This is a genomic window from Parapusillimonas sp. JC17 (assembly GCF_052180245.1).
In the GTDB taxonomy this organism is placed as follows: Bacteria; Pseudomonadota; Gammaproteobacteria; order Burkholderiales; family Burkholderiaceae_B; genus Parapusillimonas.
Genome location: NZ_CP197474.1, coordinates 3,543,647 through 3,568,361, shown reverse-complemented (window position 1 = coordinate 3,568,361; position 24,715 = coordinate 3,543,647). Strand labels below are relative to the sequence as shown.

Sequence of the window (24,715 nt, the reverse complement as noted above, 5' to 3'; positions counted from 1 at the left end):
ATGCCGCCGCCCGGGGTCAGACCCCGCATGGGGTCTGACCCCACAGGCCGGTCTCATTCCCAGCCTCGAAGCGCGCTGACGGCCGAGATCAATGCGATGCCGGCGGTTTCGGTGCGCAGCACGCGATTGCCGAAGCGCACGGGCGTCAGGCCCGCCTGTTCCACCAGGTCTTGTTCCTGGGGCGACCATCCTCCCTCGGGGCCGACCAGCAGGCGGATGCGGTCCGTGCTGCGGTCCAGCGCCTCCGGCAGGCTCTGGGCCGCTTCCGGATGGCAGAACAGCGTTTGCGCGTCCGTGTCCTGACTCTTCAGGCAGGCGGCGAGGCTGATCGGTTCGGAAATTTCCATCAGGCGGTTTCGTCCACACTGCTCGCTGGCGGATTGAGCGACGCGGCGCCAATGCTCCATCCGCTTGCGCAGCCTGTCGCCGCCCAATTGCGGCACGCTGCGCTGCGCCTCGATGGGAATCAGGCGGGCGGCGCCCAGTTCGACCGCCTTTTCGATCACCCAGTCCATTTTGTCACCGGAAGGTATCCCCTGGGCCAGGGTGATGTGGCCGGGCAGCTCGACGCCTATCGGTTGCAGAGCGCCTGTACGGGCATAGGCCCGTTTGCCGTCGATGAGCAGCGTTGATGGGTATTGGCCGCCCAGGCCGTCGAACAGGACGATGGCCGTTTCCGGCTTGAGGCGCAGTACCCGCAGCGCGTGGTGCGCCAGGGAGGCGGGAAGTTCTATCGTGGCATCGGGCGCCAGCGGCGCGGAACAATAAAAACGTGGGGCGGACATGGGCGGCGGTATGGCTTGCGATCGGACTATGATACTGGATGCCTCTGAAGCGAGGTGCCGCACGGTGGTAAAATCGGAGGCTTTGTAAACCTACTGATGGGGTCGGCCATTTCAGCCGCCGCGCCCCCGCGAGTCGACAATGAGTCTTACGCCTGCCCAAGATTCGTCCGTAGCCAATGCCATACGCGCACTGGCCATGGACGCGGTTCAACAAGCCAATTCGGGACATCCCGGCGCACCGATGGGGATGGCGGAAATTTCCCAGGCCTTATGGACGCGCCATCTTCGGCACAATCCCGCCGATCCCTCATGGGCCGACCGCGACCGCTTCGTGCTCTCGAACGGCCACGGCTCCATGCTGATCTACGCCTTGCTGCACCTGTCGGGCTACGACCTGCCCATCGACGAACTGCGTAATTTCCGGCAGTTGCATTCCCGTACGCCGGGCCATCCCGAAGTCGGCATTACGGCGGGTGTGGAAACCACGACGGGCCCGCTGGGCCAGGGCATCGCCAATGCGGTCGGCATGGCATTGGCCGAAGCCTTGCTCGCCCAGGAATTCAATCGGCCCGGGCACAGTATTGTCGATCATTACACCTACGTCTTCCTGGGCGATGGCTGCCTCATGGAAGGCATCTCGCACGAAGTGTGTTCGCTGGCCGGTACGCTCAAGCTGTCCAAGCTCATCGCGTTCTACGACGATAACGGCATCTCCATCGACGGGCGTGTCGAAAACTGGTTCGGCGACAATACCCCCGAGCGCTTCCGCAGCTACGGCTGGAACGTGATACCGGATGTCGACGGACACGATGTCGAGGCCGTCGACGCTGCCATCGTGCAGGCCAAGGCATACGCCGCGCAGGGCAAGGGGCCTACACTCATTGCCTGCCGCACCGTCATCGGCAAAGGCGCGCCCACCATGGCCGGCACCGAAAAAGTGCACGGGGCGGCGTTGGGCGCCACGGAAATCGCCGCGACGCGCGCCGCCATGAATTGGCCGCACGAGGCCTTCGTCATTCCGGCCGACGTCTATGCGGCCTGGGACGCGCGCGACCAGGGCGGCAAGGCGCAGGCCGAGTGGCAGAGCCGCTTCGACGCCTATGCCAGTGAATTCCCCGCCGAGGCGGCTGAACTGGTCCGCCGCCTCGCGGGCGAACTGCCGGCCGGCTTCCCGGCCAGCGCGCAGGCGCTCATCGACGCCAGCAACCAGAAGGCGGAAACCGTCGCCACGCGCAAAGCGTCGCAACTGGCGATCGCCGCGCTGGTCGACACGCTGCCCGAAATGCTGGGCGGTTCCGCAGACCTTACCGGCTCCAACCTGACCGACTGGAAGGGCGTCGAACCCGTGCGCGCGGGTGAAAAACACCTGCACTTCGGCCGCCACATCAATTACGGCGTACGCGAATTCGGCATGGCGGCCATCATGAACGGCGTGGCGCTGCATGGCGGCTACCTGCCTTTCGGCGGCACTTTCCTCACATTCTCCGATTATTCGCGCAACGCCATACGCATGGCCGCGCTCATGAAGCAGCGCGTAGTACACGTGTTCACGCACGATTCGATCGGGCTGGGTGAAGACGGCCCCACCCACCAGTCGGTCGAGCATGCCGCCAGCCTGCGCCTGATTCCCAATCTCCATGTCTGGAGGCCTTGCGACACGACTGAAACGGCAGTGGCATGGATAGCGGCGCTGGAGCGCCCGGCCAGTGTCGGCATGAAGGTCCGTGACGGCGGGCCCAGCGCGCTGCTGCTGTCGCGCCAGAACCTGCCTTTCGTACCGCGCGACGAGGCCGCCATCGACGGCATCCGCCGGGGCGGCTACGTGCTGCGCGATGCGGGCGATGCCAAGGCCATCATCATCGCGACGGGCTCCGAAGTCTCGCTGGCGCTTGGCGCGCAAGAGCAATTGGCGGCGCGAGGCATTGCCGTGCGCGTGGTCTCCATGCCCTGCACGAACGTCTTCGATGCCCAGGACGACGCCTGGAAGGCCTCGGTGCTGACCAAGGGCTTGCCGCGCGTGGCGGTGGAGGCCGGCGCAACCGCGGGCTGGTACAAATACGTTGGCCTGGAAGGCGCCGTGGTCGGTCTCGACACCTACGGCGAATCTGCCCCGGCCGCCGCGTTGTTCAAGTATTTTGGCTTGACTGCCGAGCATGTTGCCGCGGCCGTCGAACGAGTTCTATAAAGGAGATTTGCAATGACCATACGTGTGGCGATCAATGGCTATGGCCGCATCGGCCGTAATATTCTGCGTGCCCACTACGAAGACGGCAAGAAGCACGATATCGAGATCGTGGCCATCAACGACCTGGGCAATCCCAACACCAACGCCCATCTGACCCGTTTCGACACCGCGCACGGCAAGTTTCCCGGTACGGTAACGGTCGACGGCGATTACATGGTCGTGAACGGCGACCGGATCCGCGTACTGGCGAACCGTGATCCTTCCGCCTTGCCCTGGGGCGAACTGGGCGTCGACGTGGTCCTCGAATGCACAGGTTTCTTCACCAGCAAGGAAAAGGCCGGCGCCCACCTCAAGGGCGGCGCCAAGAAGGTCATCATTTCCGCGCCAGGCGGCAAAGATGTCGACGCCACCGTCGTTTACGGCGTGAACCATGACGTCCTGAAGGCCAGCGACACGGTCATTTCCAACGCATCGTGCACCACCAACTGCCTGGCTCCGCTGGTCAAGCCCCTGCACGAAAAACTGGGCGTGGTCAGTGGCCTGATGACCACGATCCACGCCTACACGAACGATCAGGTGCTCACCGACGTCTATCACGAAGACCTGCGCCGCGCGCGCTCGGCGACGCACAGCATGATTCCCACCAAAACCGGCGCCGCGTCGGCGGTCGGCCTGGTGCTGCCCGAGCTCAACGGCAAGCTGGACGGCTACGCCATCCGCGTTCCGACCATCAACGTGTCCATCGTCGACCTGTCCTTCGTGGCGGCGCGCGACACATCGGTCGAAGAGGTCAACGGCATCCTGAAGGCGGCCGCCGAATCCGGTCCGCTCAAGGGCATTCTGCAGTACAACGACGAGCCGCTGGTTTCTGTCGACTACAACCATGATCCCGCATCCAGCACGGTCGATGCCGGGTTGACCAAGGTTTCGGGTTCGCTGGTCAAAGTGTCTTCCTGGTACGACAACGAATGGGGATTCTCCAATCGCATGCTCGACACCACGGTCGCATTGATGACGGCCAAATAAGAACGGCGTCATCCATGCAAGGGCGGGGCAACCCGCCCTTGCCGTGTATGATCGACCGAAAGGAAGTCATTGAATATGTCCAAGATACATACCCTTTCGTCTCTGGCGAAGTCCGGTGCCCTCGCCGGAAAGCGGGTGTTCATTCGCAGCGATTTGAACGTGCCGTTGAAAGACGGCGAAATCACCGAGGACACGCGGGTGCGCGCGTCGGTCCCGGCCATCCGCATGGCCTTGGACGCAGGTGCGGCCGTCATGGTCACTTCGCACCTGGGGCGCCCCACGGAAGGCTCCGTGCGCCCCGAAGACTCTCTCGCGCCGGTCGCGCGGCGCCTGTCGGAGCTTCTCGGCCAGCCGGTCGAACTGCGCACCGATTGGGTCGACGGCGTCAAGGTCGATGCGGGCCGGGTTGTTCTGCTTGAAAACTGCCGCTGCAATGTGGGCGAAAAGAAGAACGACGACGGGCTGGCGCGCAAGATGGCCGCACTGTGCGACGTCTACGTGAATGATGCGTTCGGGACGGCACACCGCGCCGAAGCGACGACGCACGGCATGGCGCTCCATGCGCCGGTGGCATGCGCCGGCCCCTTGCTCGAAGCCGAGCTCGAGGCCCTGGGCCGCGCCCTCGAAAACCCGGCCCATCCCATGGTGGCCATCGTCGCGGGCTCCAAAGTGTCGACCAAGCTCTCGATTCTGCAAGCGCTGGCGGGCAAGGTGGACAAGCTGGTGGTGGGCGGCGGTATCGCCAACACTTTCATGCTCGCCGAAGGCTTGCCGGTGGGCAAGTCGCTGGTGGAAGCCGAACAGGTCGATCAGGCGCGGGCTGTCATCGACATCATGAAAAAACGCGGTGCGGATGTCCCGATTCCGGTGGATGTCGTATGCGCGGAAACTTTCAGCGCCGACGCGCAAGCCACGGTCAAGAAGGCCGCCGACGTTGCCGAGAACGACATGATTCTCGATATCGGCCCCGAGACCGCAAGCCAGCTGGCTGAAATTCTCAAACAGGCCGGGACCATCGTCTGGAATGGTCCGGTCGGCGTGTTCGAATTCGATGCCTTTGGCAATGGAACGAAAGTGATTGCACAGGCCATCGCCGACTCCAAGGGCTTCTCGATCGCGGGCGGCGGCGATACGCTGGCGGCGATTGCCAAGTATGGCATCGAAGACCGCATCGGCTATATCTCGACGGGCGGCGGCGCTTTCCTGGAATTCCTGGAAGGCAAGACCCTGCCTGCGGTCGAGGCGCTGCAGCAGCGCGGAGGTTGACGCGGGGTCAGACCCCATGCGGGGTCTTACTTCCACTCTGTACTGGCCGGGGTTACTGGGCCGGGGTCAGACCCCATGCGGGGTCTGACCCCACCACAATGAAGCCGCATTCGACACGGGGTCAGACCCCAAACGGGGTCTGACCCCAGGAGACGAAAACCATGATTCACAAGAATTTCATCGCCAACCAGTGGATGTCCGCGCTGGCCGGCCAGACGCTGCCGGTATACGATCCGTCGAACGGCGAGATGTTCGCTGAAATCGCCCGTTCCGGCGCGGCCGACATCGATGTCGCCGTCCGTGCGGCCCGCAGTGCCTACGAGGGCGAATGGGGGCGCATGGCGCCGGCCGACCGCAGCCGCCTGCTCTGGCGCATCAGCCAGGCGTTGTTGGCGCAGCGTGACGAGCTTGCCGCCATCGAGTCGAAAGATACGGGCAAGCCCATGAAGCAGGCACGCGCGGATGCGGCGGCCGTGGCGCGCTATTTCGAGTTCTATGCCGGCGCGGTCGACAAGCTGCATGGGCAGACGATTCCCTATCCCGACGGCTATACCGTTTTCACGGTGCGCGAGCCGCATGGTGTGACGGGGCATATCGTGCCCTGGAATTATCCGCTGCAGATATTCGGGCGCAGCGTGGGTGCGGCACTGGCCGCAGGCAACGCGTGTGTCGTCAAGCCTGCGGAAGACGCCTGCCTTTCGTTGCTGAAGGTTGCCGAAATCGCGATGGCCGCGGGATTGCCCTCGGGCGCGCTCAATATCTGCACCGGGCTGGGCATCGAGGCGGGCGCAGCCCTGGCCGAGCATGCCGGCATCGACCACGTATCGTTTACGGGGTCACCACAGACGGGTCGCCAGGTGGCCCATGCCGCCGCCGCGCATTTCGCTCCGGTCACGCTTGAACTCGGCGGAAAATCTCCGCAAATCGTCTTTTCCGACGCGGACATCGACGCCGCTTTGCCGGTGTTGCTGAACGCCATCATCCAGAATGCGGGGCAGACTTGCTCCGCGGGCAGCCGTCTGCTGATCCAGCGTGCCATCTATGCCGACGTGGTCGGACGTCTGTCCGAGCTCTTCCGCGCAACGCGCACCGGCGCGGCAGCCGATGATCCCGATTGCGGTCCCCTGATCAATGCCAAGCAGCACGAGCGTGTGCGCAAGCTTCTTTCGGGCGCCGACGGTTCCGGCGTGACAGTCGCGGCCGAAGGCATGCTGGATCCCAATGCGCCCAAGGGCGGGTTCTACCAGGTGCCGGTTCTGCTCAGCGATGTCCCGCCCGACCATCATCTTGCCCAGGAGGAGATTTTCGGACCCGTGCTCTGCGCCATTCCCTTCGATACCGAGGAAGAAGCGGTACGCATCGCCAATGGGACTCCCTATGGTCTTGCGGCGGGCGTGTGGACCCAGGACGGTGCCCGGCAGTTGAGAATGGCCCGTAAAGTCCGCTCGGGCCAGGTGTTCATCAACAACTATGGCGCGGCGGGAGGCGTGGAGCTACCATTCGGCGGATCCGGGCAGTCCGGCTATGGCCGCGAGAAAGGCTTCGAAGCCCTGTATGGATTCACCACCGTCAAGACGGTGGCAATCAAGCACTAGTCGGGGCGGGGTCAGACCCCGTACGGGGTCTGACCCCGCCTCTGATGTTAACAGACCCTAGTCGAGGTTTAAGGATGCAAGAACGCATGGTACGCCAGCACCCCGACCAGTTGCTGGTCGGCTTGGTATCGGTGTCGGACCGCGCCTCCAGCGGTGCTTATCAGGATCAGGGCATACCCGCCTTGCAGGGCTGGCTGGACGGGGCCCTGACTCGTGCGCCGCAGTATGCTTCCCGTGTGATTCCCGACGAATCCGCCGGGATATCCGCCACGCTCATCGAGCTGGTCGACGGACTGGGCTGCGACCTCGTCCTCACGACCGGCGGCACCGGCCCGGCGCGGCGCGACGTCACGCCCGAGGCGACGCTGGCGGTGGCCACCAAGGAAATGCCCGGCTTCGGCGAACAGATGCGGCAAATCAGCCTCAGGTTCGTGCCCACTGCGATCCTCTCCCGGCAAGTGGCCGTCATCCGTGAAGCCGATGGCCATGCGGCCCTGATCATCAATCTCCCGGGCCAGCCCAAGGCGATCAAGGAAACGCTGGAAGGGCTGCGCGGCGAAGACGGGGCGGTACTGGTGCCCGGCGTCTTTGCCGCCGTGCCGTATTGCATAGACCTGATCGGCGGGCCGTACGTGGAAACCCATGCCGAAGTCTGCAAGGCATTCCGGCCCAAGTCCGCCATACGCAGCTAATGCCGCTGGGGTCAGACCCCATTCGGGGTCTGACCCCCTACCCAATGCGCAGGCGAGGTTGATGCCGGGGTCAGACCCCGTATGGGGTCTGACCCCTTTTGCGATACGCAGGCAAGGCCGATGCCGGGGTCAGACCCCGTATGGGGTCTGACCCCAACCCATGATTTTCGGGGTCGGACCCAGGGGGTCCGGCCCCTCCCTGCATTCGGGTAAAATGGTCGGATTCAATCAACAATCGATTTCAGGAGTCTTGTCATGGCCCTTGTTTCCATGCGCCAGCTGCTTGATCATGCAGCCGAGAATGGCTACGGTATCCCCGCGTTCAACGTCAATAACCTCGAGCAAGTCCAGGCCATCATGGAAGCCGCTGCCGAAACCGACAGCCCTGTCATCATGCAGGCATCGGCCGGCGCGCGCAAATATGCGGGCGAAGGTTTCCTGAAGTACCTGATCCAGGCTGCGGTCGAGTCCTATCCCCATATTCCCGTGGTCATGCACCAAGACCACGGGCAGTCGCCCGCAATCTGCCAGGGCGCCATCGACCTGGGCTTTTCCAGCGTGATGATGGACGGCTCTCTGAAGGAAGACGGCAAGACCATCGCCGAATACGAATACAACCTCGACGTCACCCGCCGTGTGGTCGAAATGGCCCACAAGCTGGGCGTAACGGTGGAAGGCGAGCTGGGCTGTCTGGGGTCCCTGGAAACCATGAAGGGCGACAAGGAAGACGGCCACGGCGCGGAAGGCACCATGACCATGGACCAACTGCTCACCGATCCCGAGCAGGCTGCCGATTTCGTCTCCAAGACCCAGCTCGACGCGCTCGCCATCGCCATCGGCACCAGCCATGGCGCCTACAAGTTCACGCGCAAGCCCACGGGCGACATCCTTTCCATTTCCCGCATCAAGGAAATCCATCGCCGCCTGCCCAACACCCACTTGGTCATGCATGGCAGCTCCAGCGTGCCTCAAGACCTGCTGGCCGAGATCCGCCAGTTCGGCGGCGACATGAAGGAAACCTACGGCGTGCCGGTCGAAGAGATCCAGGAAGCCATCAAGTACGGCGTTCGCAAGGTCAACATCGATACCGACATCCGCCTGGCCATGACTGGCGCCATCCGCCGCTTCATGGCCGAGAACCCGTCCAAGTTCGATCCGCGCGAATACCTGAAGCCTGCCCGCGAGGCGGCCAAGGCCATCTGCAAGCAGCGTTACGAGCAATTCGGCACGGCAGGCAACGCCAGCAAGATCAAGCCGATCTCACTGACCGAAATGGCGCGTCGCTACGCGGCAGGCGAACTGGCACAAGTCGTTCAATAAATGTTTTCGTTCTGGCATTAAGTCCATCCCGCCCGGCCTGCAGGCCGGCGGGATGTTTCATTTCAAGGATACATCGTGGCGCAGTCCCTTCATCAATCCACCATCAAATCGCTGCCCTTGCTGGGGCGCGGCAAGGTACGCGACATGTACGCGGTCGGCGACGACAAGCTGCTGATCGTGGCGTCCGACCGGATCTCCGCTTTCGACGTCATCCTCGATGATCCCATACCCGGCAAAGGGCAGGTCCTGACCGAGCTCACCGAATTCTGGCTGCAGAAGCTCTCTCACATCCTGCCCAACCACTCGACCGGCATCGATCCGCAAGACGTCGTTGCGGCGGACGAGCGCGATCAGGTGGCCGGACGTTCGGTCGTGGTGAAGCGCCTCAGGCCGATACTGGTCGAAGCGGTGGCGCGCGGCTATCTCATCGGCTCGGGCTGGAAGGACTACCAGGCCACGGGAAGCGTCTGCGGCATCGCGCTGCCGCCCGGCCTGCAGCAGGCCAGCCGCTTGCCGGAACCGATTTTCACGCCGGCCGCCAAAGCCGAGTTCGGCGAGCACGATGAGAACGTCGATTTCGACTACGTCGTGAATGCGGTGGGCAGGGAACTCGCCGAGCGAATCCGCGAGGTCACGCTGCGCCTCTATGCCGAGGCGGCCGAATATGCGGCCGGCAAGGGCATCATCATCGCAGACACGAAATTCGAATTCGGCCTGGACGGCGACGGGCAATTGCATCTCATGGACGAGGTCCTCACGCCCGACTCATCGAGGTTCTGGCCCGCGTCCGAATACGCGGTCGGCATCAGTCCCCCTTCGTTCGACAAGCAGTTCGTCCGTGACTGGCTCGAAACCCAGGTCTGGGACAAGACGCCCCCGGCGCCTCGGCTCCCCGCCGAAGTGCTGGAAAAAACGGCGGCGAAGTACCGCGAAGCGGCGACGCGCCTGACAAGCTGAACCTGGCACGAGGATCATTCCATGGCTGAATTTCAATTGACCGACGCAACAGACAATCCAGGCGCCGCGAATCCCATCGTCGGCATCATCATGGGTTCTTCCAGCGACTGGGACATCATGAAGAACGCGGTCGCCATACTTGAAGAGTTCGGCGTTCCCCACGAAATGCGCGTCGTATCCGCTCATCGCATGCCGCTGGACATGGTCGAGTACGGCGCGAAGGCCGCAGGCAGGGGCTTGCGCGCCATTATCGCGGGGGCGGGGGGCGCGGCCCATCTGCCGGGAATGATGGCAGCCTTGACGCCAGTGCCGGTATTCGGCGTGCCGGTGCCTTCGCGCTACCTGCGCGGCGAAGACTCGCTCTTGTCCATCGTGCAAATGCCCAAAGGCGTGCCCGTCGCCACATTCGCCATAGGCGAGGCGGGTGCCGCAAACGCCGCGCTGCACGCCATTGCGTGCCTCGCCATGACCAACGCCGGGCTTCTTGAAAGGCTAGAGTCCTATCGCGCCAGGCAAACCGAGGCGGCGCGCGCCATGGTCGTCCCGCCGCACGTTACGCTGTAGCGTCCGCTTGCTGCTCACCGAGTTTCTTTCACGTTTTGATTATCAATACAGGTCGTTTTCATGAGTGAGGTCTCTACTTCTTCTCCTATTTTTCCGGGCAACTGGCTGGGCATGATAGGGGGAGGGCAGCTCGGGCGCATGTTCTGTCATTCCGCGCAAAGCATGGGCTATAAAGTGGCCGTGCTCGACCCCGACGAACACAGTCCCGCCGGTGCGGTCGCCGACATGCATATCCGGGCCGGCTATGAAGACTCCGATGGACTTGCCCGGTTGGCGGCGCGATGTAAAGCCATTACCACTGAATTCGAGAACGTTCCCGCGCGCAGCCTGGCGATCCTGGCGGAATCGTCCTCCGTCAGCCCATCCGCCGACGCCGTCGCCATCGTCCAGGACCGCATCCGGGAAAAAGCCTTCATCGCCGGAACCGGGGTGCCTGTAGCGCCCCATGCCGCCATTCGCAACGCCGACGACCTCCGTTCAGCGCCTGGCGAATTGTTTCCCGGCATCTTGAAGATCGCGCGATTGGGCTATGACGGCAAGGGCCAGGCCCGGGTCAAGACGCTCGAAGAGGCGCTAGCCGCTTTCGAGGATTTCAAGCAGGCCGAATGCGTGCTGGAGGCGATGCTGCCCCTGGACAGTGAATTGTCCGTGGTGATGGCGCGCGGCATGGACGGGCAAACCGTGGTGTTTCCGTCCGCCCGCAACGAGCATCGGGACGGCATCCTTGCCGTATCCACGGTCGATGCCATCTCGGCCGCCACACCGCAGGCGGTCAAGGCAGCCGAGGCGGCGGTTACCATTGCCCAGGCCCTGCATTATGTAGGGGTGCTTTGCGTGGAGTTCTTCATCTTGCGCGATGGCAGCCTGGTGGCCAACGAAATCGCGCCCAGGCCTCACAACAGCGGCCACTACACCATGAATGCCTGCGTGAGCAGCCAGTTCGAGCAACAGGCCCGCGCCATGGCCGGCATGCCGCTGGGCAACGCGGGATGCCCCATGTCGGCCATCATGCTCAATGTTCTTGGCGACATATGGTTCGATGGGCCGGGCGGCGAAAAGCGCGAACCGGACTGGCAAGGTGTCCTGAAGGTGCCGGGCGCCAAACTGCATTTATATGGCAAGGCCGAAGCACGGCGAGGCCGCAAGATGGGCCACGTGAACGTCGTTGCTCCGACGCTGGCCCAGGCCGAGGCGGCCGCCGCCGAAGTGGCCGGTGTGCTGGGCATCGCGTTCCAGCCATGAGTCCTTCCATGTCCGATATGGACCATATGCTGACGGAAGCCGCAGCGCGGCTGACCGCCGGCGGGCTGGTGGCTTTTCCCACGGAGACCGTATATGGCCTGGGCGCGGATGCCGAGAATCCGGCCGCGGTTGCCCGCATCTATGCTGCCAAGGGCCGCCCGTCGGGGCATCCCATCATCGTGCACGTCGCGCCGGAAGCCGATCTTGCCTATTGGACGGGAACACTGCCGCCGGAAGCGCGTGCGCTCATTCAGGCTTTCTGGCCGGGGCCGCTGACCCTGATCCTGCCTCGCGCACCGCATATCCCCGACGCGGTCAGCGGCGGGCAGGACAGCATAGGCCTGCGCTGCCCTTCGCATCCGGTGGCGCAGGCATTGTTGCGTCGGTTCGCAAGCCTGAAGCCGGGCGGGCAGGGCGGCGTGGCGGCGCCGTCGGCCAATAAATTCGGACAGGTATCGCCCACTCATGCCGCGCACGTCCGCAGCGAATTTCCGGAGCTCGGCCCCGATGCACTGCTGGTGCTCGAAGGGGGGCCGTCGCAGGTGGGCATCGAGTCGACCATTGTCGATGTCTCGCGCATAGGCAAGGGCGTGGGGCCGGTCCTGCTCAGGCCTGGGCATGTCACCGCTGCGCAGATCGCGGCGGTGCTTGGCAGGGAGCCCGCGCGTCCCGATGCCTCTGCGCCTCGCGCGTCGGGTACGCTGAAAGCCCATTATGCGCCTCGCACCCCCTTGCAGATTCTGCCCCGGCGGGACATCCTGCGGATGGCGGACGAGCATCGCAAGGGACGCATCGCGGTGGTGGCGTTTTCGGCGCCCGACGCCCCGCCCGGCCCCGACGTGGACTGGATTTCCGGCGCCCGCGATCCAGAAGCCTATGCGCGTGAACTGTATGCGCTGCTTCGCCATCTGGATGAGCAAGCCTACTCGGGCATCGTACTTGAACAGCCCCCGGCGCTGCCGGAATGGCAGGCCGTGAATGACCGCATCGGCCGCGCGGCAGCGGCTTTCAGATAGGGGAACGCGGTCTCCTTCCGTCCAGGAAGGAAGCGATGCGTTGGGCCAGCATCACTGGGTATTCCAGCTGCGGCGTATGCCGGCATTTTTCAAGAATCATGAGCTCCACCTGAACGACATGGCGCGCAATCTCGTACAGCTGGTCCAGCGTGCTGTATTGATCATCACGGCCTTGTATCGCCAGCAACGGGGCGGATATGTTCCGCAGGCACGCCGTGATGTCCCATTGGCGGAACTCGGGCGAAGTCCAGCGTTTGCTCCAGCGCCAGAATACGTCGTCGGGATGGTCGTGGAAACCGGCCAGATAACGCTGAAGGGCTGAGCCTGTGTAATTGCGCTGCAGCTGGCCGATCAGTTCGAAATTGACACCGGTTGCGTACACATGAGGCGCGATGACGACTACTGCCTCGGCATGCTCGGGAAATGCGGCCGCATAGTGCAGGGCGATGGAGCCGCCGTCGCTATGACCCACAATGACTGGGCGGTCTCGGGTCGGATCGATGCCGGCGGCGTCGAGCACGGCGGGCATGAGCTCTATTGCTTCGCGCTTCAGATAATCCATGGGCCATTCATCGGCCCGAGGCGCCGGCAGCGAGCGGCCATATCCCTGCCGGGAGAAGACGAAGCCCCTGCATTTCAGGCTGGCACACAAGGATTCCGGCCAGCCGCGCCATGCCGCGATCGAGCCGAGGCCCTCATGCAGGAAAACCAATAGCGGTGCATTGCTGCGCTCCGGGGCGATCCAGCGCGATTCCAGCTGGACGGTTCCGGACGGTAATCGCAAACAGGCATCGTGGTGCTCGATCCGGCTCATGTCGTGGTTTCCGATAGGGGATACTTTTGCAAAACCTCTATGCCGTTGCGCACGGCTGTTATCTCGGCCATGATGGACACCGCGATTTCCGGTGGCGTGCGGGAACCCAGGTACAAGCCGACCGGGCCCCGCAGCTTGCCGATCTGCGCGGGGCTCAGGTCGAACAGGGTCAGGCGTTCGCGTCGGCGTTCGTTGTTGAGCCGCGAGCCCAGGGCGCCGACATACATCGCCGGCGATTTCAAGGCCTCGAGCAAGGCCATGTCATCCAGCTTGGGGTCATGCGTCAGGGTCAGCACGGCACAATGCGGATCCAGTTCCAGGCGAAGAATCAGATCGTCGGGCATTTCGCGCGACAGCTGCACGCCGGGAATATCCCATTCATCCAGGTACTCTTCGCGCGGGTCGCAAATGATCACCTCGTAGTTCAGGCTCAGGGCGATGTTGGCGACATAGCGCGATACTTGCGCCGCGCCGATGATGACGAGGCGGAATTGCGGCCCATGGGTGGTGATCAGATAGTGATCGTCGTAGTGCAGGGGGCCAGCCCTTTCCGCCGGGGTCAGCGTCGCCGTGCCGTTGCGCAGGTCGAGCTTGCGCTGGGTGAGCTGCCCGCGCCGCAACGAGGCCAGCAGTTCCGGCAGGCTCGACGCCGCGGTGACCGGCTCTATCACCAGTTTCAATGTTCCGCCGCAGGGCAGCCCGAAGCGGTGCGCTTCGTCGGCGCCCAGGCCGTAGACCAGCGTCTGCGGAAAGCATTGCATGCCATTGCCCGCCTGCACCTTGCGTATCAAGTCGTCTTCGATGCATCCGCCTGAGACGGAACCTTTCACGTGGCCGTCGCTGCGGATGACCATCATGGACCCGGGAGGGCGGGGGGCGGAGCCCCAAGTATGGACGACGGTGGCCAGCATGGCGCGCCTGTCTTCCGATAACCATTGAACCGCTGCGGCGAGTGCCTCGATGTCTGTGCTGTCCATGTCGTGCCGATATTAATGTTCAGGCCCTGCATCCAGTGACCGCAGACGCTTGGTGATGATGGAAATGAACGCCGCGCTGGCTGGGTTCAGAGGGCGCCGTGGATGCGTGACGCATACCACCTGGCGGACGAGCCGGGGCGAAATGATGGGGTAGCATCGAAGCCCGTACAGTTCTTGGCGGTTCGCAATGGAGATCCGCGGCAGTATGGTGGCGAACTGCGTCCTCTCGACCAGCTTCAAAATGGAAATGACGGAATCGGTTTCCAGCTTCGGAGAAAGGTCGACATCCTCCGCTTGGGCGAAGCTTTCCAGAATCGCGCGCAGACCATGATGACGCGTGGGCAACGCGAGTTCAAGTTCCTGAACCATACGGAACGGTACGCTGGGCGGCAAGGACTGCCGGTAGTCAGTGCCGGTGATCAGCGTGAGATCCTCGTCGATGATGTGCTCCATGTTCAAGCCTAATGGCCGCCGCGGCTTGTTGATGACGGCGGCATCCAGCTGGCCTCCGGCCACCCAGTCCGCAAGCATGGTGCTATAGCCATCGGCCACCGTGACACTGACTTTGGGATGCAGTTCGGCATATTCGCGCAAGGCGTCGGCCAGGACCCCCTGGGCGATGGACGCGATCATGCCGACGTTGACGTGGCCGCTTAATTCTCCGTCAGTATGGAGAAGCTGATCGCGTGCATGGACGATGTCGCGCAGGATCGGAAGGAATAGCCGATACATCTGCCTGCCCGCATTGGTGGGCTGCATGCCTTGCTGGCTGCGTTCGAAGAGCTTCTGACCAAGCTCTTCCTCCAGCTTCGCGATTTGCATGCTGAGCGCGGGCTGCACGATATTGAGCCGCTTTGCCGCACGCGTCACCGTGCCTTCTTCGAACAGGCACACAAAATATTGGATCTGGCGTAGCTCCATGGCTTTCCCGTGAGGTAAAGGGATGTTGATCTCGTTGATAAGAAAAAATGATATATAAAAATACAGCTTCTACTAGAATAATAAAAAGTATAGAACTAAACCAGTAGCAGTTCCATTTACTTGATATCATTAATAGTGATTAAAACAATAATTATATATTAATTGATCTGATTGATGCTCGGAACTAAACTCGCTTCTTTATCAAATCCGTCCGCGCCTTCACGGCACAAGAGGCGGGGTGGTCGCAGGGAGGCGGAATGTCGGCAATCGATGAACAAGGCAAGCGAGGCATGGTGGACCCCTTGCGGATCCGCGACCTGCAGGCGTATCCGATATCGGTGCCGGTATCCGAAAGCAACAGCGTAAGGCTGGGCGTCGGGCGCGCCGTCAAGCGCGACGCGGTGGTCGTGAAGGTGACGACCGATTGCGGACTGATCGGTTACGGGGAATCCCATCACGGGCGCGCGCACACCACGATTGCGCACTTCATTAATACGGCCTTGCGCGAGATGGTGCTCGGGCGCGACGCCCATGACACCGTCGGCATCTGGCGCACCGTCTATGAAAGACAGTTGCGCGGCATGGGGCTGGGTGCCGCTTGCGTCCTGGCGATGAGCGGCCTGGACATGGCTTTGTGGGATATCCGGGGCAAGGCCGCGGGCATGCCCTTGTATCGTCTGCTGGGCGGGGCGTCCCGCCCGCTGCCGGCCTACGCGGGCGGCGTCGCCCTGGGCTGGCAGGAACCGGACAGCCTGGTCCAGGAAGCCTCCGAGCATATCGAGCGCGGATTCACCGCAATCAAGCTACGCATCGGTGATCGTGTCGAACGGGATGTCGCGCGTGTCAGCGCGGTGCGCAAAGCCTTGGGTGACGATCTGCACATCATGACCGACGCCATGATGGCCTACAGCCTGGCGGACGCCGCGCGCGCAATGCCGGTGCTCGACGATTTGAACATTGCTTGGCTCGAGGAGCCTTTCGCTCCCCATGACTATCGCAGCTATGAATTGGCGCGCCCCTTCGGCAAGCTGCCATTCGCCGCGGGAGAAAACCACTACACGCGTTATGAGTTCACGCGCTTGATCGACGACCGGGTCGTGTCAGTTCTGCAGCCCGATCTTTCCAAGGCGGGTGGCCTGACTGAATGCCTGCGCATCGCCGCAATGGCTTCCGCCTATCACCTGCCGGTTCATCCGCATATCTCGATGACTGGGATCAATATGGCGGCGACAGTCCATTTCCTCAGCGCGATCGACAATGCCGGCTATTTTGAAGCCGACGCCTCCCGCAACAATCTGCTTCGCGACGAATTGGTCGACGCCCCGTACATCCTGGGAAAAGACGGCTGCGTCCGTCCGCTGGAGGGTCCTGGCATCGGCGTGGTCGTCGACGAAGAATTCTTACTAAAACACCCATTCATAGAGGGGCCAGCTTATGTTGAATAAAGAGACAATCCGAGTCGGTGGCGCCGTTCGTCTGGAACGGCCCTTTCATAAACTTCGTCGCACCTTGCTGACGGCGCTGGCGATCTCGCTGGCGGCCGTCGGGATTTCAGGGCCGGCCGCAGCAGCTTATCCCGAAAAACCCGTAAAGATCATCGTGCCCTATCCCGCCGGCGGGTTCAACGACACGCTGGGTCGGCTGATGGGCAACAAGCTCGGCGATATTTTCGGTCAGCCGTTCATCGTGGACAACAAGCCGGGCGCGGGCACCATGATCGGTACGTCGCAAGTGGCAAAATCCCCAGCGGATGGCGGCACTTTGCTGGTGATCCAGTTTCCTTTCGCAGCGAACCCGTGGCTGTACAAGAGCATTTCCTATGACACGCGCAAAGATTTCGCGCCCATCATGCTGGCGGGACGTTCCCCCATGGTGCTCGTGGTGAACTCGGAGTCGTCCATCCGGTCCCTTTCCGATCTTCTGGAGAAGGCGCGAAAGAACCCCGGGGCGATCAACTACGGCTCGTCAGGTCCCGGATCGTCGAACCATCTGGCCATGGCGCTGTTTGAAAGCATGGCCAAGATATCGATGACGCAGGTCCCATACAAAGGAAGCAGCCCCATGCTCACGGACCTGGCGGGCGGCCAGATTGAAATCGCTTTTGATGCGCTGCCTCATGCGCTGCCTTTCATACAGACAGGGAAGGTGCGTCCCATTGCAATCGGGCACGCCACCCGTTCTCCGGTGCTGCCCGACGTGCCGACGGTGACCGAGGCCGGCGTGGAAGGTTACGAGGTTTCCTCGTGGCATGGCTTCGTCGCACCTGCGGGCACGCCAGACGACATTCTCGTGACGCTGAATCGCGAGATGAACAAGGTGCTTCAGATGGAGGACGTCAAGCACGTGTTCGCCGAGCAGGGCGTGACACCGGACGGCGGCAGCCGTGAAGCCTTCGCCGACTTCATCAATGGTCAGCTCGACCTTTGGAAACGCGTTGTCCAAGAAGCGGGGATAGAGGCCCAGTAAGGGCCATGCCTGGTGTATCAGCAAGGATGGCCATGGCTGACAAGGAGGGAAACATGAATCTGCACGATGCAAATAATCTGATCGATGGCGCATGGCTGCCGGCTGCCGGCGGCGCTGCCGGACAGAGCATCAATCCCGCCGACGGAGCGGTCCTGGGCCGATTCGCAGCGAGCGATGAACAGGACGCCGAGGCGGCCATAAGCGCGGCAAGACGGGCGTTCGAGCGGGCCGGCTGGTCGCAGAATCCCCGCGTGCGTCAGCTGGTGATGCTGCGCTGGGCGGACCGTCTGGAAAGCAAGGCGGAAGAATTCGCACGCTTGCTTACGCTCGAGAACGGAAAGACGATCGCACAGTCCCGAGGCGAGATGGCGGGCGCCATATCCGAAATACGCTATTACGCGGGCCTGACGCGATACATACCCGGGCACGTCTTTGAGGTGGAGCCCGGGGCTTTCTCCACATTGATCAAGGAGCCGGCGGGCGTGGCCGGCATCATCGTTCCCTGGAATGCGCCCGTGGTGCTGTTGATCCGTGCGTTGACTCCCGCGCTCGCGGCAGGATGCACGGCGGTAGTGAAGCCTGCGCCTCAGACCGCCCTGATTTCGATTGCCGTGATGCGCGAACTGCACGGCGTCGAAGGTTTGCCGCCCGGCGTCGTCAATCTGGTGACGGAGCAGGGCCACGAGGTGGCGAGCCGGCTGGTGGAGTCGCCCGACATCGATGTCATCAGCTTCACGGGCTCGAATGCGGTCGGGCAGCGCATCATGGCCGCAGCGGCACCCACGATGAAGAAACTTTCTCTGGAGCTGGGTGGAAAATCCAGTTGCCTGGTTTTCGAAGACGCGGATGTCGATCAGGTGGCGCCGGCGCTGGCGGCCGCTGCAACCATCATTTCCGGACAGCAATGCACCGCGGCGCGACGTGTCCTGGTGCATGAATCGAAGTACGACGCAATGAGGACGGCGTTGCGCGATGCGCTCGCCAGCTTACGGGTTGGAAACGGCTTGGCGGCGGGCATGCAAATGGGGCCGCTCATCGATGAGGCGGCGAGAAAGCAGGTGGAAAGCCGGATTGAAGAGGCCGTGGCTTGTGCTGATGAGGTCGTGCTGCGGGGCGGCAGGCCTTCGGGCGATCTAGCGAACGGCAGCTACTTGCTGCCGACCCTGCTCGCGCATGAAGACACCAGCGCGTTCTTCATACAGGAAGAAATATTCGGCCCTTTGCTGGTCCTGGAAAGGTTCTCGGACGAGGCGGACGCCGTGAAGCGTGCCAATCATAGCGAGTTCGGCTTGTCCGCCAGCGTCTGGACCCATGACGGCGCGCGCTTCATGCGCGTGGCCCGCGCACTGCGCAATGGCACGGTCTGGCTGAATGATCACAACAAGCTGTTCGCGGAAGCGGAGACGGGCGGCTATCGCCGCAGCGGACTAGGCCGCTTGCATGGCTACGATGCGCTCATCGACTTCATGGAAATCAAACATATTTATCAAAGCGTAGGCGTTTTGACCGCATAGGTCGGCGCATCGATGTTCCCATCATTGAGGAGATGAAATGAAAAATCTTGGACTGAAGTTTCTGGCTGCAACGGGTCTGTGCCTGGCAGCGACGGTGGCGCAAGCCTCCGATGCCGCCGCAAAGTACCCCGAGAAAATGATTAGGATAGTGGTTCCCTACGCTCCGGGCGGCTTCAATGACACGCTGGGGCGCCTTTTCGCCCGCAAGCTGCAAGAGGCTTGGGGCCAGCCGGTCGTGGTCGAGAACAAAGGCGGCGCGGGTACCATCGTGGGAACGGAAATGGTCGCCCGGTCAGTACCCGACGGCTATACGCTGCTGATCAATGGCTTTCCGCTGATACTGAACCAGTATCTGCACGAGAAGCTGCCCTATGACACGGCAAAGGACTTCGTGCCCGTCATCGCCGGCGCGCAGTCGCGCAATCTGCTGGTGGTCCGTGCCGATTCTCCGATCAAGTCCGTATCGGATCTGGTCGCGCGCGCCAAGGCCGAGCCAGGCAAGTTCAACTACGCGTCGGCGGGGAACGGCAGCTCGAACCACGTCACGATGGAATATTTCAAGAACGAAACCGGCGCGGATCTGACCCAGATTCCATACAAAGGCAGCGCGCCCATGATCACCGATCTGTTGGGCGGGCAAGTCGACGTGATGTTCGACAACGTTCCGCACGTGCTGCCACACGTGCAGGCCGGCAAGATGCGCGCATTGGCCATTACAAGCAAGCAGCGGTCCACGCTCGCCCCGGACGTACCCACCGTCGCCGAGCAAGGTTATCCCGATTTCGAGGTGGCAGTGCCTTATGGGCTATTCGCACCCGCCGGCACCCCTGCGGAGGTCGTCGCCAAGATCAACGCCGAGCTGCAAAAGGCGATCGCCACGCCGGAAGTGCAGGACATCTTCGCGAAGCAGGGCGTGGAGACCTTGAGCGGTTCTCCGGAAGACTTCCAAAAGTTCTTCCATGAGCAGATGAACAAGTGGTCGAAGGTCGTCAAAGACACCGGAATCAAGGCCAACTAAGCCGTTCCGAAGCGAGGTCTAACGTTATGCAGCAGGTAGAGGATAGAGCCGGTGACGCAGTGGCCGATCAGCCGCATGTCGGCCGTCGGGCAGAACGCATCGAGGATGCCACCCTATTGACGGGGCGTGGGCGCTATGGCGATGACATGGGCGTCAAGCCCGGCACCCTCTACGCTGCCGTTGTCCGCTCACCCCACGCGCATGCGCGCATCCTGGATGTGGACGCCAGTGCGGCGCTTGCGCTGGGAGGCGTAAGGGCGGTGTTGACCGGAGAGGACATCAGGGCGTGGTCCCGGCCTTTTGTCGTCGGCGTCAAGCAGCCGATGGAGCAATGGGCGCTGGCCATGGACAGAGTGCGCTACGTGGGCGAGCCTGTGGCGGTGGTTGTCGCCGAATCCCGCTACCTGGCTGAAGATGGCGCCGACCTGGTGAAGGCGCGCTATGAGCCGCTGTCTGTGGCGGTCGAGATCGAGCAGGCGCTGTCTTGCGACGCGCCCGTGCTGCATGACAAAGTCGGCAGCAACGTCGTCAGCGAGCGGAACTTCAGCTACGGCGACCCCGACAAGGCATTTACCGAAGCGGCACACCGCATCGAGTTGATCGCGAAGTATCCGCGCAACTCCTGTACGCCGATCGAAGGCGCCGTCGTCGTCGCCGAGTATATTTCCTCCGAAGAAGGCTACGAAGTCAGCTCCAACTTCATGGGTCCGTTTTCGTTGCATACGGTCATGGCGCTGGCGCTGAATATACCCGGCACGCAGCTCCGTCACCGGGGGTTTCGCGATTCCGGCGGCAGCTTTGGTGTCAAGCAGGCGGTGTTCCCCTACATCGTTCTGATGTGCCTGGCATCGCGCAAGGCCGGCGCACCGGTCAAGTGGGTGGAGGATCGCCTTGAACATCTGACGGCGGCTACCTCGGCCACTGGGCGCCTGACACGGCTGGAGGCCGCGGTCGATGCAGAGGGGCGCATCACCGCGTTGAGTTACGACCAGGTGGACGACTGCGGCGCCTATCTGCGCGCACCTGAGCCGGCGACTTTCTATCGGATGCATGGGGTGCTGACCGGTGCCTATGCCATCCGCAACCTGAAGGTACGCAATCGCATCCTTCTTACCAACAAAATGCCCACCGGCCTGGTACGGGGATTCGGCGGGCCGCAGGTCTATTTTGCGCTCGAGCGGCTCATGCAGCGTATATCGGTGGAGCTCGGCATCGACCCGCTTACCGTGTACCGGCGCAATTTCGTGCAGCCGGACGCCTTTCCCTATCGCACGGTCGCGGGCGCATTGCTCGATTCGGGCGACTACGAAAGCTTGCTGGACAAGGCCGTGTCGCAAGGCGGGCTGGACGAACTGTACGAACGGCGCGCGGCCGCGCGGGCGGAGGGAAGGTTATACGGGGTGGGTTTTTGCGCCATTGTGGAGCCTTCCATATCGAACATGGGCTACATCACCATTGCCTTGACACCCGAGATGCGCGCCAAGGCGGGTCCCAAGAACGGCGCCATCGCCGCGGCCACCATCAGCGTGGACCCCTTGGGCGGCTTGACGGTGGTGGTGGCATCCTCGCCGGCGGGCCAAGGCCACCGGACTGTCTGCGCCCAGGTGGCGGCCGACGTGTTCGGGCTGGAACCGGCGCAGATCGTCGTCAATGTGGATTTCGATACGCAGAAGGACGCCTGGTCCGTCGCCGCCGGAAACTATTCCAGCAGGTTCGCGGGGGCGGTGGCCGGTGCCGTGCATCTGGCCGCCAACCGGTTGCGAGAAAAACTGGCGCGCATTGCCGCTGGACAACTGGCTTGCGAAGTGGACGAGCTGGAATTCCATGGCGGGAGAATACAAGTCAAGGGCGATGCGTCGCGCAGCCTGCCCTTTGCCCGCACGGCGGGAAGTTCGCACTGGGCACCGGGACTGTTGCCGGGAGGCATGGAGCCGCCTTTGCGCGAGACGGTGTTCTGGACGCCCGAGCAATTGACGCCGCCCGACGAGGACGACCGCGTGAACACCTCGGCCGCCTACAGTTTCACCTTCGATATCTGCGGCGTCGAGGTCGATCGCGACACGGGCCGCGTGCGGATAGACCGCTATGTCACCGGTCATGATGCCGGACGGCTCCTGAATCCCGCGCTGGCGGACGGCCAGATACGCGGCGCGTTCGCACAAGGCATGGGTGCCGCCTTGATGGAGGAATTCCAGTACGGCCCGGATGGCAGCTTTCTGTCCGGCACCTTTGCCGACTACCTGCTGCCAACCAGCTGCGAAGTGCCCGAGCCGGTCATCGTGCACCAGGAGACCTTGTCTCCTTTTACGCCACTGGGCGCGAAAGGCTTGGGCGAGGGGAACAACATGAGCACGCCGCCCTGCATCGCGAATGCCGTGGCGGACGCGCTCTCCATCAAGGATCTCACGCTGCCGCTCACGCCGTCGCGGGTAATGGGACTGATCGGCATCGATGATCCGCCCTCCGCCCGGACGCCGTCCAGCACGGCACCGGTTGCGGCAAAGGGCGGCAAGGCGCTGACTGCAAGCGGCGAGGTCCAGTTGTCCGCCGGCCAGGAAGCGGTGTTTGCCGTGCTGTTGGATCCGAGTGCGCTGGCGAAAGTCATTCCGGGCTGCAACGCATTGCAGAGCATCGGCAAGAATCAATACAAGGCTGACGTGACGGTAGGCATCGGGATGATCAAGGCGCGCTACGCCGCCGAGGTGACCCTGAGCGAGCTGGATCCGCCGAACAGCCTGCGCCTATCCGGCGCGGGATTGTCGAGCGTCGGTTCCGCGAAGGGGACCGGCATGGTTCGGCTCGAACCCAATGCGAAAGGCACCTTGCTCAAGTACGACTATGAGGCCGAGGTGTCGGGCAAGGTCGCGGCAGTGGGCGGGCGGATGCTGGAGGGTGCGGCGCGCATCGTTCTGGGCCAACTGTTCGAACAACTGGGCCGGCAGGCGTCGGGCGAAAGCCCCGCAGTTGCCAGTCCTTCGCTTTGGGCGCGTCTGTTGCGGTTTCTGAGGGGGGCGAAATGAAGCCATATGCATTTGACTATCTGGCTGCGAATTCCGCTCAGGAAGCGGTCGCCCTGCTGGCCGAACTAGGCAACGACGCGAGGATTCTCGCGGGGGGGCAGTCCTTGATGGCGGTGCTGAACATGCGGCTCGCACAGCCATCCGCGCTGATCGATATTTCCCGCACGGCCGATCTGGATTACGTGCGCATCGAGAAAGGCCACATGGCGGTCGGCGCTGCTGCAACACAGGCCAGCGTGGAGTGGCGTGCCAACTTGGCGGATGAGGTCCCTTTGCTGGCCCAGGCAATTCCCTATATCTCGCACTTCCAGATCCGCAACCGCGGCACCGTATGCGGTTCGGTGGCTCACGCCGATCCCAGCGCGGAGTTGCCGCTGGTGCTGGTGGCCTTGGGCGGCGAAGTCGTGCTTCGCAACAAGAAGTCGCGGCGCAGCCTGAAGGCGCAGGAGTTCTTCCAGGGCATGCTGACCACGGCACGCCAGCCGGACGAACTGGTCGAGGAGGTGCGTTTTCCGCTCGCCAAGCCGGGACAGAAAGTGGCCTTCCTGGAGTTCGCCGCCAGGCACGGCGATTTCGCCATGGCGTCGGTGGCCGCGGTCGCCGATGGACGACGCCTGCGCCTGGCCGTGGGCGGAGTCGCGGATCGCCCGGTCGCGCGCGAGTGGGAAGGGCTCGACGAATCGGGCTTCGACGATGCGCTCAACGAGTTCGCCTGGGATTTGCAGGCCCAGGACGATCACCACGCAAGCGCGCAATTCCGCAGGCATCTCGTAAGACGGCTTGGGAAGAAGATGATGAAAGCCGTGCAGGCGAAAGAGGTACAGGCATGAGCCAATTGAAGAAAGGCGAAACCCGCACAGTCGCATTGACGTTGAATGGCAACGCCCGCAGCGGGCGCTGCGAAGCGCGCACCTTGCTCTCGGATTTCCTGCGTCATGAATTGGGCGCGACGGGCACGCATGTTGGGTGCGAGCATGGGGTATGCGGCGCATGTACCGTCCAGATCGACGGCGTTGCGCAGCGCTCTTGCATGACTCTGGCGGTACAGGCCGAGGGCAGGCGCGTCGACACCGTCGAAGGGCTTTCCGGCCACGATGAGGGGCTGAGCGACCTGCAGGCCGCGTTTCGCCGGAACCACGCTTTGCAATGCGGGTTTTGCACAGCCGGCATATTGATGTCTTGCGAGGACTACCTCAAGCGCAAGCCGGATCCGACGGAGACTGAAGTCAGGGAAATGCTGTCCGGCCATCTTTGCCGCTGCACCGGATACACCAATATTGTCAAAGCCGTACTGGAGACGGCAGCGGAGCGGCGCGCTGCCGTCTCCAACTGAACCA

Annotated in this window: 21 protein-coding genes; 17 read left to right on the top strand and 4 right to left on the bottom strand. The window is 62.9% G+C overall.

The annotated features are described in order from the left end of the window. Window positions 1-53: 53 nt before the first annotated feature. A complete protein-coding gene (locus ACSBPU_RS17215) occupies window positions 54-785 on the bottom strand; it encodes a 16S rRNA (uracil(1498)-N(3))-methyltransferase (RefSeq protein WP_442593106.1) in 732 nt (243 codons plus the stop codon). Between the two features lie 139 nt (window positions 786-924). Here ACSBPU_RS17215 and tkt point away from each other — a divergent pair, with 139 nt between their 5' ends. From tkt to ACSBPU_RS17165, 10 genes are all read left to right on the top strand, one after another. Then, window positions 925-2,970 (top strand): transketolase, encoded by a 2,046-nt coding sequence (gene tkt, locus ACSBPU_RS17210; RefSeq protein WP_442593105.1) that lies wholly within the window; start codon window positions 925-927, stop codon window positions 2,968-2,970. Window positions 2,971-2,982: 12 nt separating this feature from the next. Continuing rightward, the gene (gene gap, locus ACSBPU_RS17205) at window positions 2,983-3,996 is read left to right on the top strand and encodes a type I glyceraldehyde-3-phosphate dehydrogenase (protein WP_442593104.1); all 1,014 of its coding nucleotides are present in this window, start codon (window positions 2,983-2,985) and stop codon (window positions 3,994-3,996) included. 75 nt (window positions 3,997-4,071) lie between these two features. Beyond that, complete coding sequence (locus tag ACSBPU_RS17200) at window positions 4,072-5,262, top strand: phosphoglycerate kinase (protein WP_442593103.1); 1,191 nt, start codon at window positions 4,072-4,074, stop codon at window positions 5,260-5,262. 161 nt (window positions 5,263-5,423) lie between these two features. After that, the gene (locus tag ACSBPU_RS17195) at window positions 5,424-6,857 is read left to right on the top strand and encodes an aldehyde dehydrogenase family protein (RefSeq protein ID WP_442593102.1); all 1,434 of its coding nucleotides are present in this window, start codon (window positions 5,424-5,426) and stop codon (window positions 6,855-6,857) included. Window positions 6,858-6,943: 86 nt separating this feature from the next. Then, window positions 6,944-7,549, top strand: a complete 606-nt coding sequence (gene mog, locus ACSBPU_RS17190; protein ID WP_442593101.1) for a molybdopterin adenylyltransferase — start codon at window positions 6,944-6,946, stop codon at window positions 7,547-7,549. A gap of 255 nt (window positions 7,550-7,804) precedes the next feature. Continuing rightward, window positions 7,805-8,869, top strand: coding sequence for a class II fructose-bisphosphate aldolase (fba, locus tag ACSBPU_RS17185; RefSeq protein ID WP_442593100.1), 1,065 nt, complete (start codon window positions 7,805-7,807; stop codon window positions 8,867-8,869). A 75-nt stretch (window positions 8,870-8,944) separates the two neighbouring features. Beyond that, window positions 8,945-9,826 carry a phosphoribosylaminoimidazolesuccinocarboxamide synthase gene (locus ACSBPU_RS17180; RefSeq protein WP_442593099.1) on the top strand — a complete coding sequence of 294 codons (882 nt, stop codon included), beginning with the start codon at window positions 8,945-8,947 and terminating at the stop codon, window positions 9,824-9,826. Between the two features lie 21 nt (window positions 9,827-9,847). Beyond that, window positions 9,848-10,390, top strand: a complete 543-nt coding sequence (purE, locus tag ACSBPU_RS17175; RefSeq protein WP_442593098.1) for a 5-(carboxyamino)imidazole ribonucleotide mutase — start codon at window positions 9,848-9,850, stop codon at window positions 10,388-10,390. A gap of 60 nt (window positions 10,391-10,450) precedes the next feature. Continuing rightward, a complete protein-coding gene (locus ACSBPU_RS17170; protein ID WP_442593097.1) occupies window positions 10,451-11,632 on the top strand; it encodes a 5-(carboxyamino)imidazole ribonucleotide synthase in 1,182 nt (393 codons plus the stop codon). Window positions 11,633-11,640: 8 nt separating this feature from the next. Further along, window positions 11,641-12,648 (top strand): L-threonylcarbamoyladenylate synthase, encoded by a 1,008-nt coding sequence (locus tag ACSBPU_RS17165; protein ID WP_442593096.1) that lies wholly within the window; start codon window positions 11,641-11,643, stop codon window positions 12,646-12,648. On the opposite strand, the gene ACSBPU_RS17160 is transcribed toward ACSBPU_RS17165, so the two are convergent. From ACSBPU_RS17160 to ACSBPU_RS17150, 3 genes are read right to left on the bottom strand one after another with little or no spacing between them, the layout of a single operon-like run. After that, entirely contained in the window at window positions 12,641-13,462 is an 822-nt protein-coding gene (locus ACSBPU_RS17160) for an alpha/beta fold hydrolase (RefSeq protein WP_442593095.1), read from the bottom strand. The two genes, ACSBPU_RS17165 and ACSBPU_RS17160, sit on opposite strands and share 8 nt — an antisense overlap. Beyond that, entirely contained in the window at window positions 13,459-14,439 is a 981-nt protein-coding gene (locus tag ACSBPU_RS17155) for an XdhC family protein (RefSeq protein WP_442593094.1), read from the bottom strand. Before ACSBPU_RS17155 ends, ACSBPU_RS17160 begins: the two co-directional genes overlap by 4 nt. A 12-nt stretch (window positions 14,440-14,451) precedes the next feature. Next, window positions 14,452-15,360, bottom strand: a complete 909-nt coding sequence (locus ACSBPU_RS17150) for a LysR family transcriptional regulator (RefSeq protein WP_442593093.1) — start codon at window positions 15,358-15,360, stop codon at window positions 14,452-14,454. A gap of 257 nt (window positions 15,361-15,617) precedes the next feature. Between ACSBPU_RS17150 and ACSBPU_RS17145 the strand changes: the two genes are divergently transcribed. From ACSBPU_RS17145 to ACSBPU_RS17115, 7 genes are read left to right on the top strand one after another with little or no spacing between them, the layout of a single operon-like run. Then, window positions 15,618-16,805 (top strand): mandelate racemase/muconate lactonizing enzyme family protein, encoded by a 1,188-nt coding sequence (locus ACSBPU_RS17145; RefSeq protein WP_442593092.1) that lies wholly within the window; start codon window positions 15,618-15,620, stop codon window positions 16,803-16,805. Further along, window positions 16,795-17,826 (top strand): Bug family tripartite tricarboxylate transporter substrate binding protein, encoded by a 1,032-nt coding sequence (locus ACSBPU_RS17140; RefSeq protein WP_442593091.1) that lies wholly within the window; start codon window positions 16,795-16,797, stop codon window positions 17,824-17,826. Before ACSBPU_RS17145 ends, ACSBPU_RS17140 begins: the two co-directional genes overlap by 11 nt. Before the next feature lie 53 nt (window positions 17,827-17,879). Then, window positions 17,880-19,340 carry an aldehyde dehydrogenase family protein gene (locus tag ACSBPU_RS17135; RefSeq protein ID WP_442593090.1) on the top strand — a complete coding sequence of 487 codons (1,461 nt, stop codon included), beginning with the start codon at window positions 17,880-17,882 and terminating at the stop codon, window positions 19,338-19,340. Between the two features lie 37 nt (window positions 19,341-19,377). After that, window positions 19,378-20,358 carry a Bug family tripartite tricarboxylate transporter substrate binding protein gene (locus ACSBPU_RS17130; protein WP_442593089.1) on the top strand — a complete coding sequence of 327 codons (981 nt, stop codon included), beginning with the start codon at window positions 19,378-19,380 and terminating at the stop codon, window positions 20,356-20,358. A 26-nt stretch (window positions 20,359-20,384) separates the two neighbouring features. Then, entirely contained in the window at window positions 20,385-23,378 is a 2,994-nt protein-coding gene (locus tag ACSBPU_RS17125; protein ID WP_442593088.1) for a xanthine dehydrogenase family protein molybdopterin-binding subunit, read from the top strand. Beyond that, a complete protein-coding gene (locus ACSBPU_RS17120; RefSeq protein WP_442593087.1) occupies window positions 23,375-24,208 on the top strand; it encodes an FAD binding domain-containing protein in 834 nt (277 codons plus the stop codon). The genes ACSBPU_RS17125 and ACSBPU_RS17120 overlap by 4 nt, the downstream gene beginning before the upstream one ends. Beyond that, a complete protein-coding gene (locus ACSBPU_RS17115; protein WP_442593086.1) occupies window positions 24,205-24,711 on the top strand; it encodes a (2Fe-2S)-binding protein in 507 nt (168 codons plus the stop codon). Before ACSBPU_RS17120 ends, ACSBPU_RS17115 begins: the two co-directional genes overlap by 4 nt. The last annotated feature ends 4 nt before the right edge of the window (window positions 24,712-24,715 follow it).

Bases quoted from the DNA above. Each gene is read 5' to 3' on its own strand.
- ACSBPU_RS17170 (WP_442593097.1), top strand. From the start codon at position 10,451: ATGAGTGAGGTCTCTACTTCTTCTCCTATTTTTCCGGGCAACTGGCTG.
- ACSBPU_RS17140 (WP_442593091.1), top strand. From the start codon at position 16,795: ATGTTGAATAAAGAGACAATCCGAGTCGGTGGCGCCGTTCGTCTGGAA.
- ACSBPU_RS17155 (WP_442593094.1), bottom strand. From the start codon at position 14,439: ATGGACAGCACAGACATCGAGGCACTCGCCGCAGCGGTTCAATGGTTA.
- ACSBPU_RS17135 (WP_442593090.1), top strand. From the start codon at position 17,880: ATGAATCTGCACGATGCAAATAATCTGATCGATGGCGCATGGCTGCCG.
- ACSBPU_RS17200 (WP_442593103.1), top strand. From the start codon at position 4,072: ATGTCCAAGATACATACCCTTTCGTCTCTGGCGAAGTCCGGTGCCCTC.
- mog (WP_442593101.1), top strand. From the start codon at position 6,944: ATGGTACGCCAGCACCCCGACCAGTTGCTGGTCGGCTTGGTATCGGTG.
- tkt (WP_442593105.1), top strand. From the start codon at position 925: ATGAGTCTTACGCCTGCCCAAGATTCGTCCGTAGCCAATGCCATACGC.
- ACSBPU_RS17160 (WP_442593095.1), bottom strand. From the start codon at position 13,462: ATGAGCCGGATCGAGCACCACGATGCCTGTTTGCGATTACCGTCCGGA.
- purE (WP_442593098.1), top strand. From the start codon at position 9,848: ATGGCTGAATTTCAATTGACCGACGCAACAGACAATCCAGGCGCCGCG.
- ACSBPU_RS17165 (WP_442593096.1), top strand. From the start codon at position 11,641: ATGTCCGATATGGACCATATGCTGACGGAAGCCGCAGCGCGGCTGACC.
- ACSBPU_RS17125 (WP_442593088.1), top strand. From the start codon at position 20,385: ATGCAGCAGGTAGAGGATAGAGCCGGTGACGCAGTGGCCGATCAGCCG.
- ACSBPU_RS17130 (WP_442593089.1), top strand. From the start codon at position 19,378: ATGAAAAATCTTGGACTGAAGTTTCTGGCTGCAACGGGTCTGTGCCTG.
- ACSBPU_RS17115 (WP_442593086.1), top strand. From the start codon at position 24,205: ATGAGCCAATTGAAGAAAGGCGAAACCCGCACAGTCGCATTGACGTTG.
- ACSBPU_RS17145 (WP_442593092.1), top strand. From the start codon at position 15,618: ATGTCGGCAATCGATGAACAAGGCAAGCGAGGCATGGTGGACCCCTTG.
- ACSBPU_RS17215 (WP_442593106.1), bottom strand. From the start codon at position 785: ATGTCCGCCCCACGTTTTTATTGTTCCGCGCCGCTGGCGCCCGATGCC.
- ACSBPU_RS17150 (WP_442593093.1), bottom strand. From the start codon at position 15,360: ATGGAGCTACGCCAGATCCAATATTTTGTGTGCCTGTTCGAAGAAGGC.
- ACSBPU_RS17120 (WP_442593087.1), top strand. From the start codon at position 23,375: ATGAAGCCATATGCATTTGACTATCTGGCTGCGAATTCCGCTCAGGAA.
- fba (WP_442593100.1), top strand. From the start codon at position 7,805: ATGGCCCTTGTTTCCATGCGCCAGCTGCTTGATCATGCAGCCGAGAAT.
- gap (WP_442593104.1), top strand. From the start codon at position 2,983: ATGACCATACGTGTGGCGATCAATGGCTATGGCCGCATCGGCCGTAAT.
- ACSBPU_RS17195 (WP_442593102.1), top strand. From the start codon at position 5,424: ATGATTCACAAGAATTTCATCGCCAACCAGTGGATGTCCGCGCTGGCC.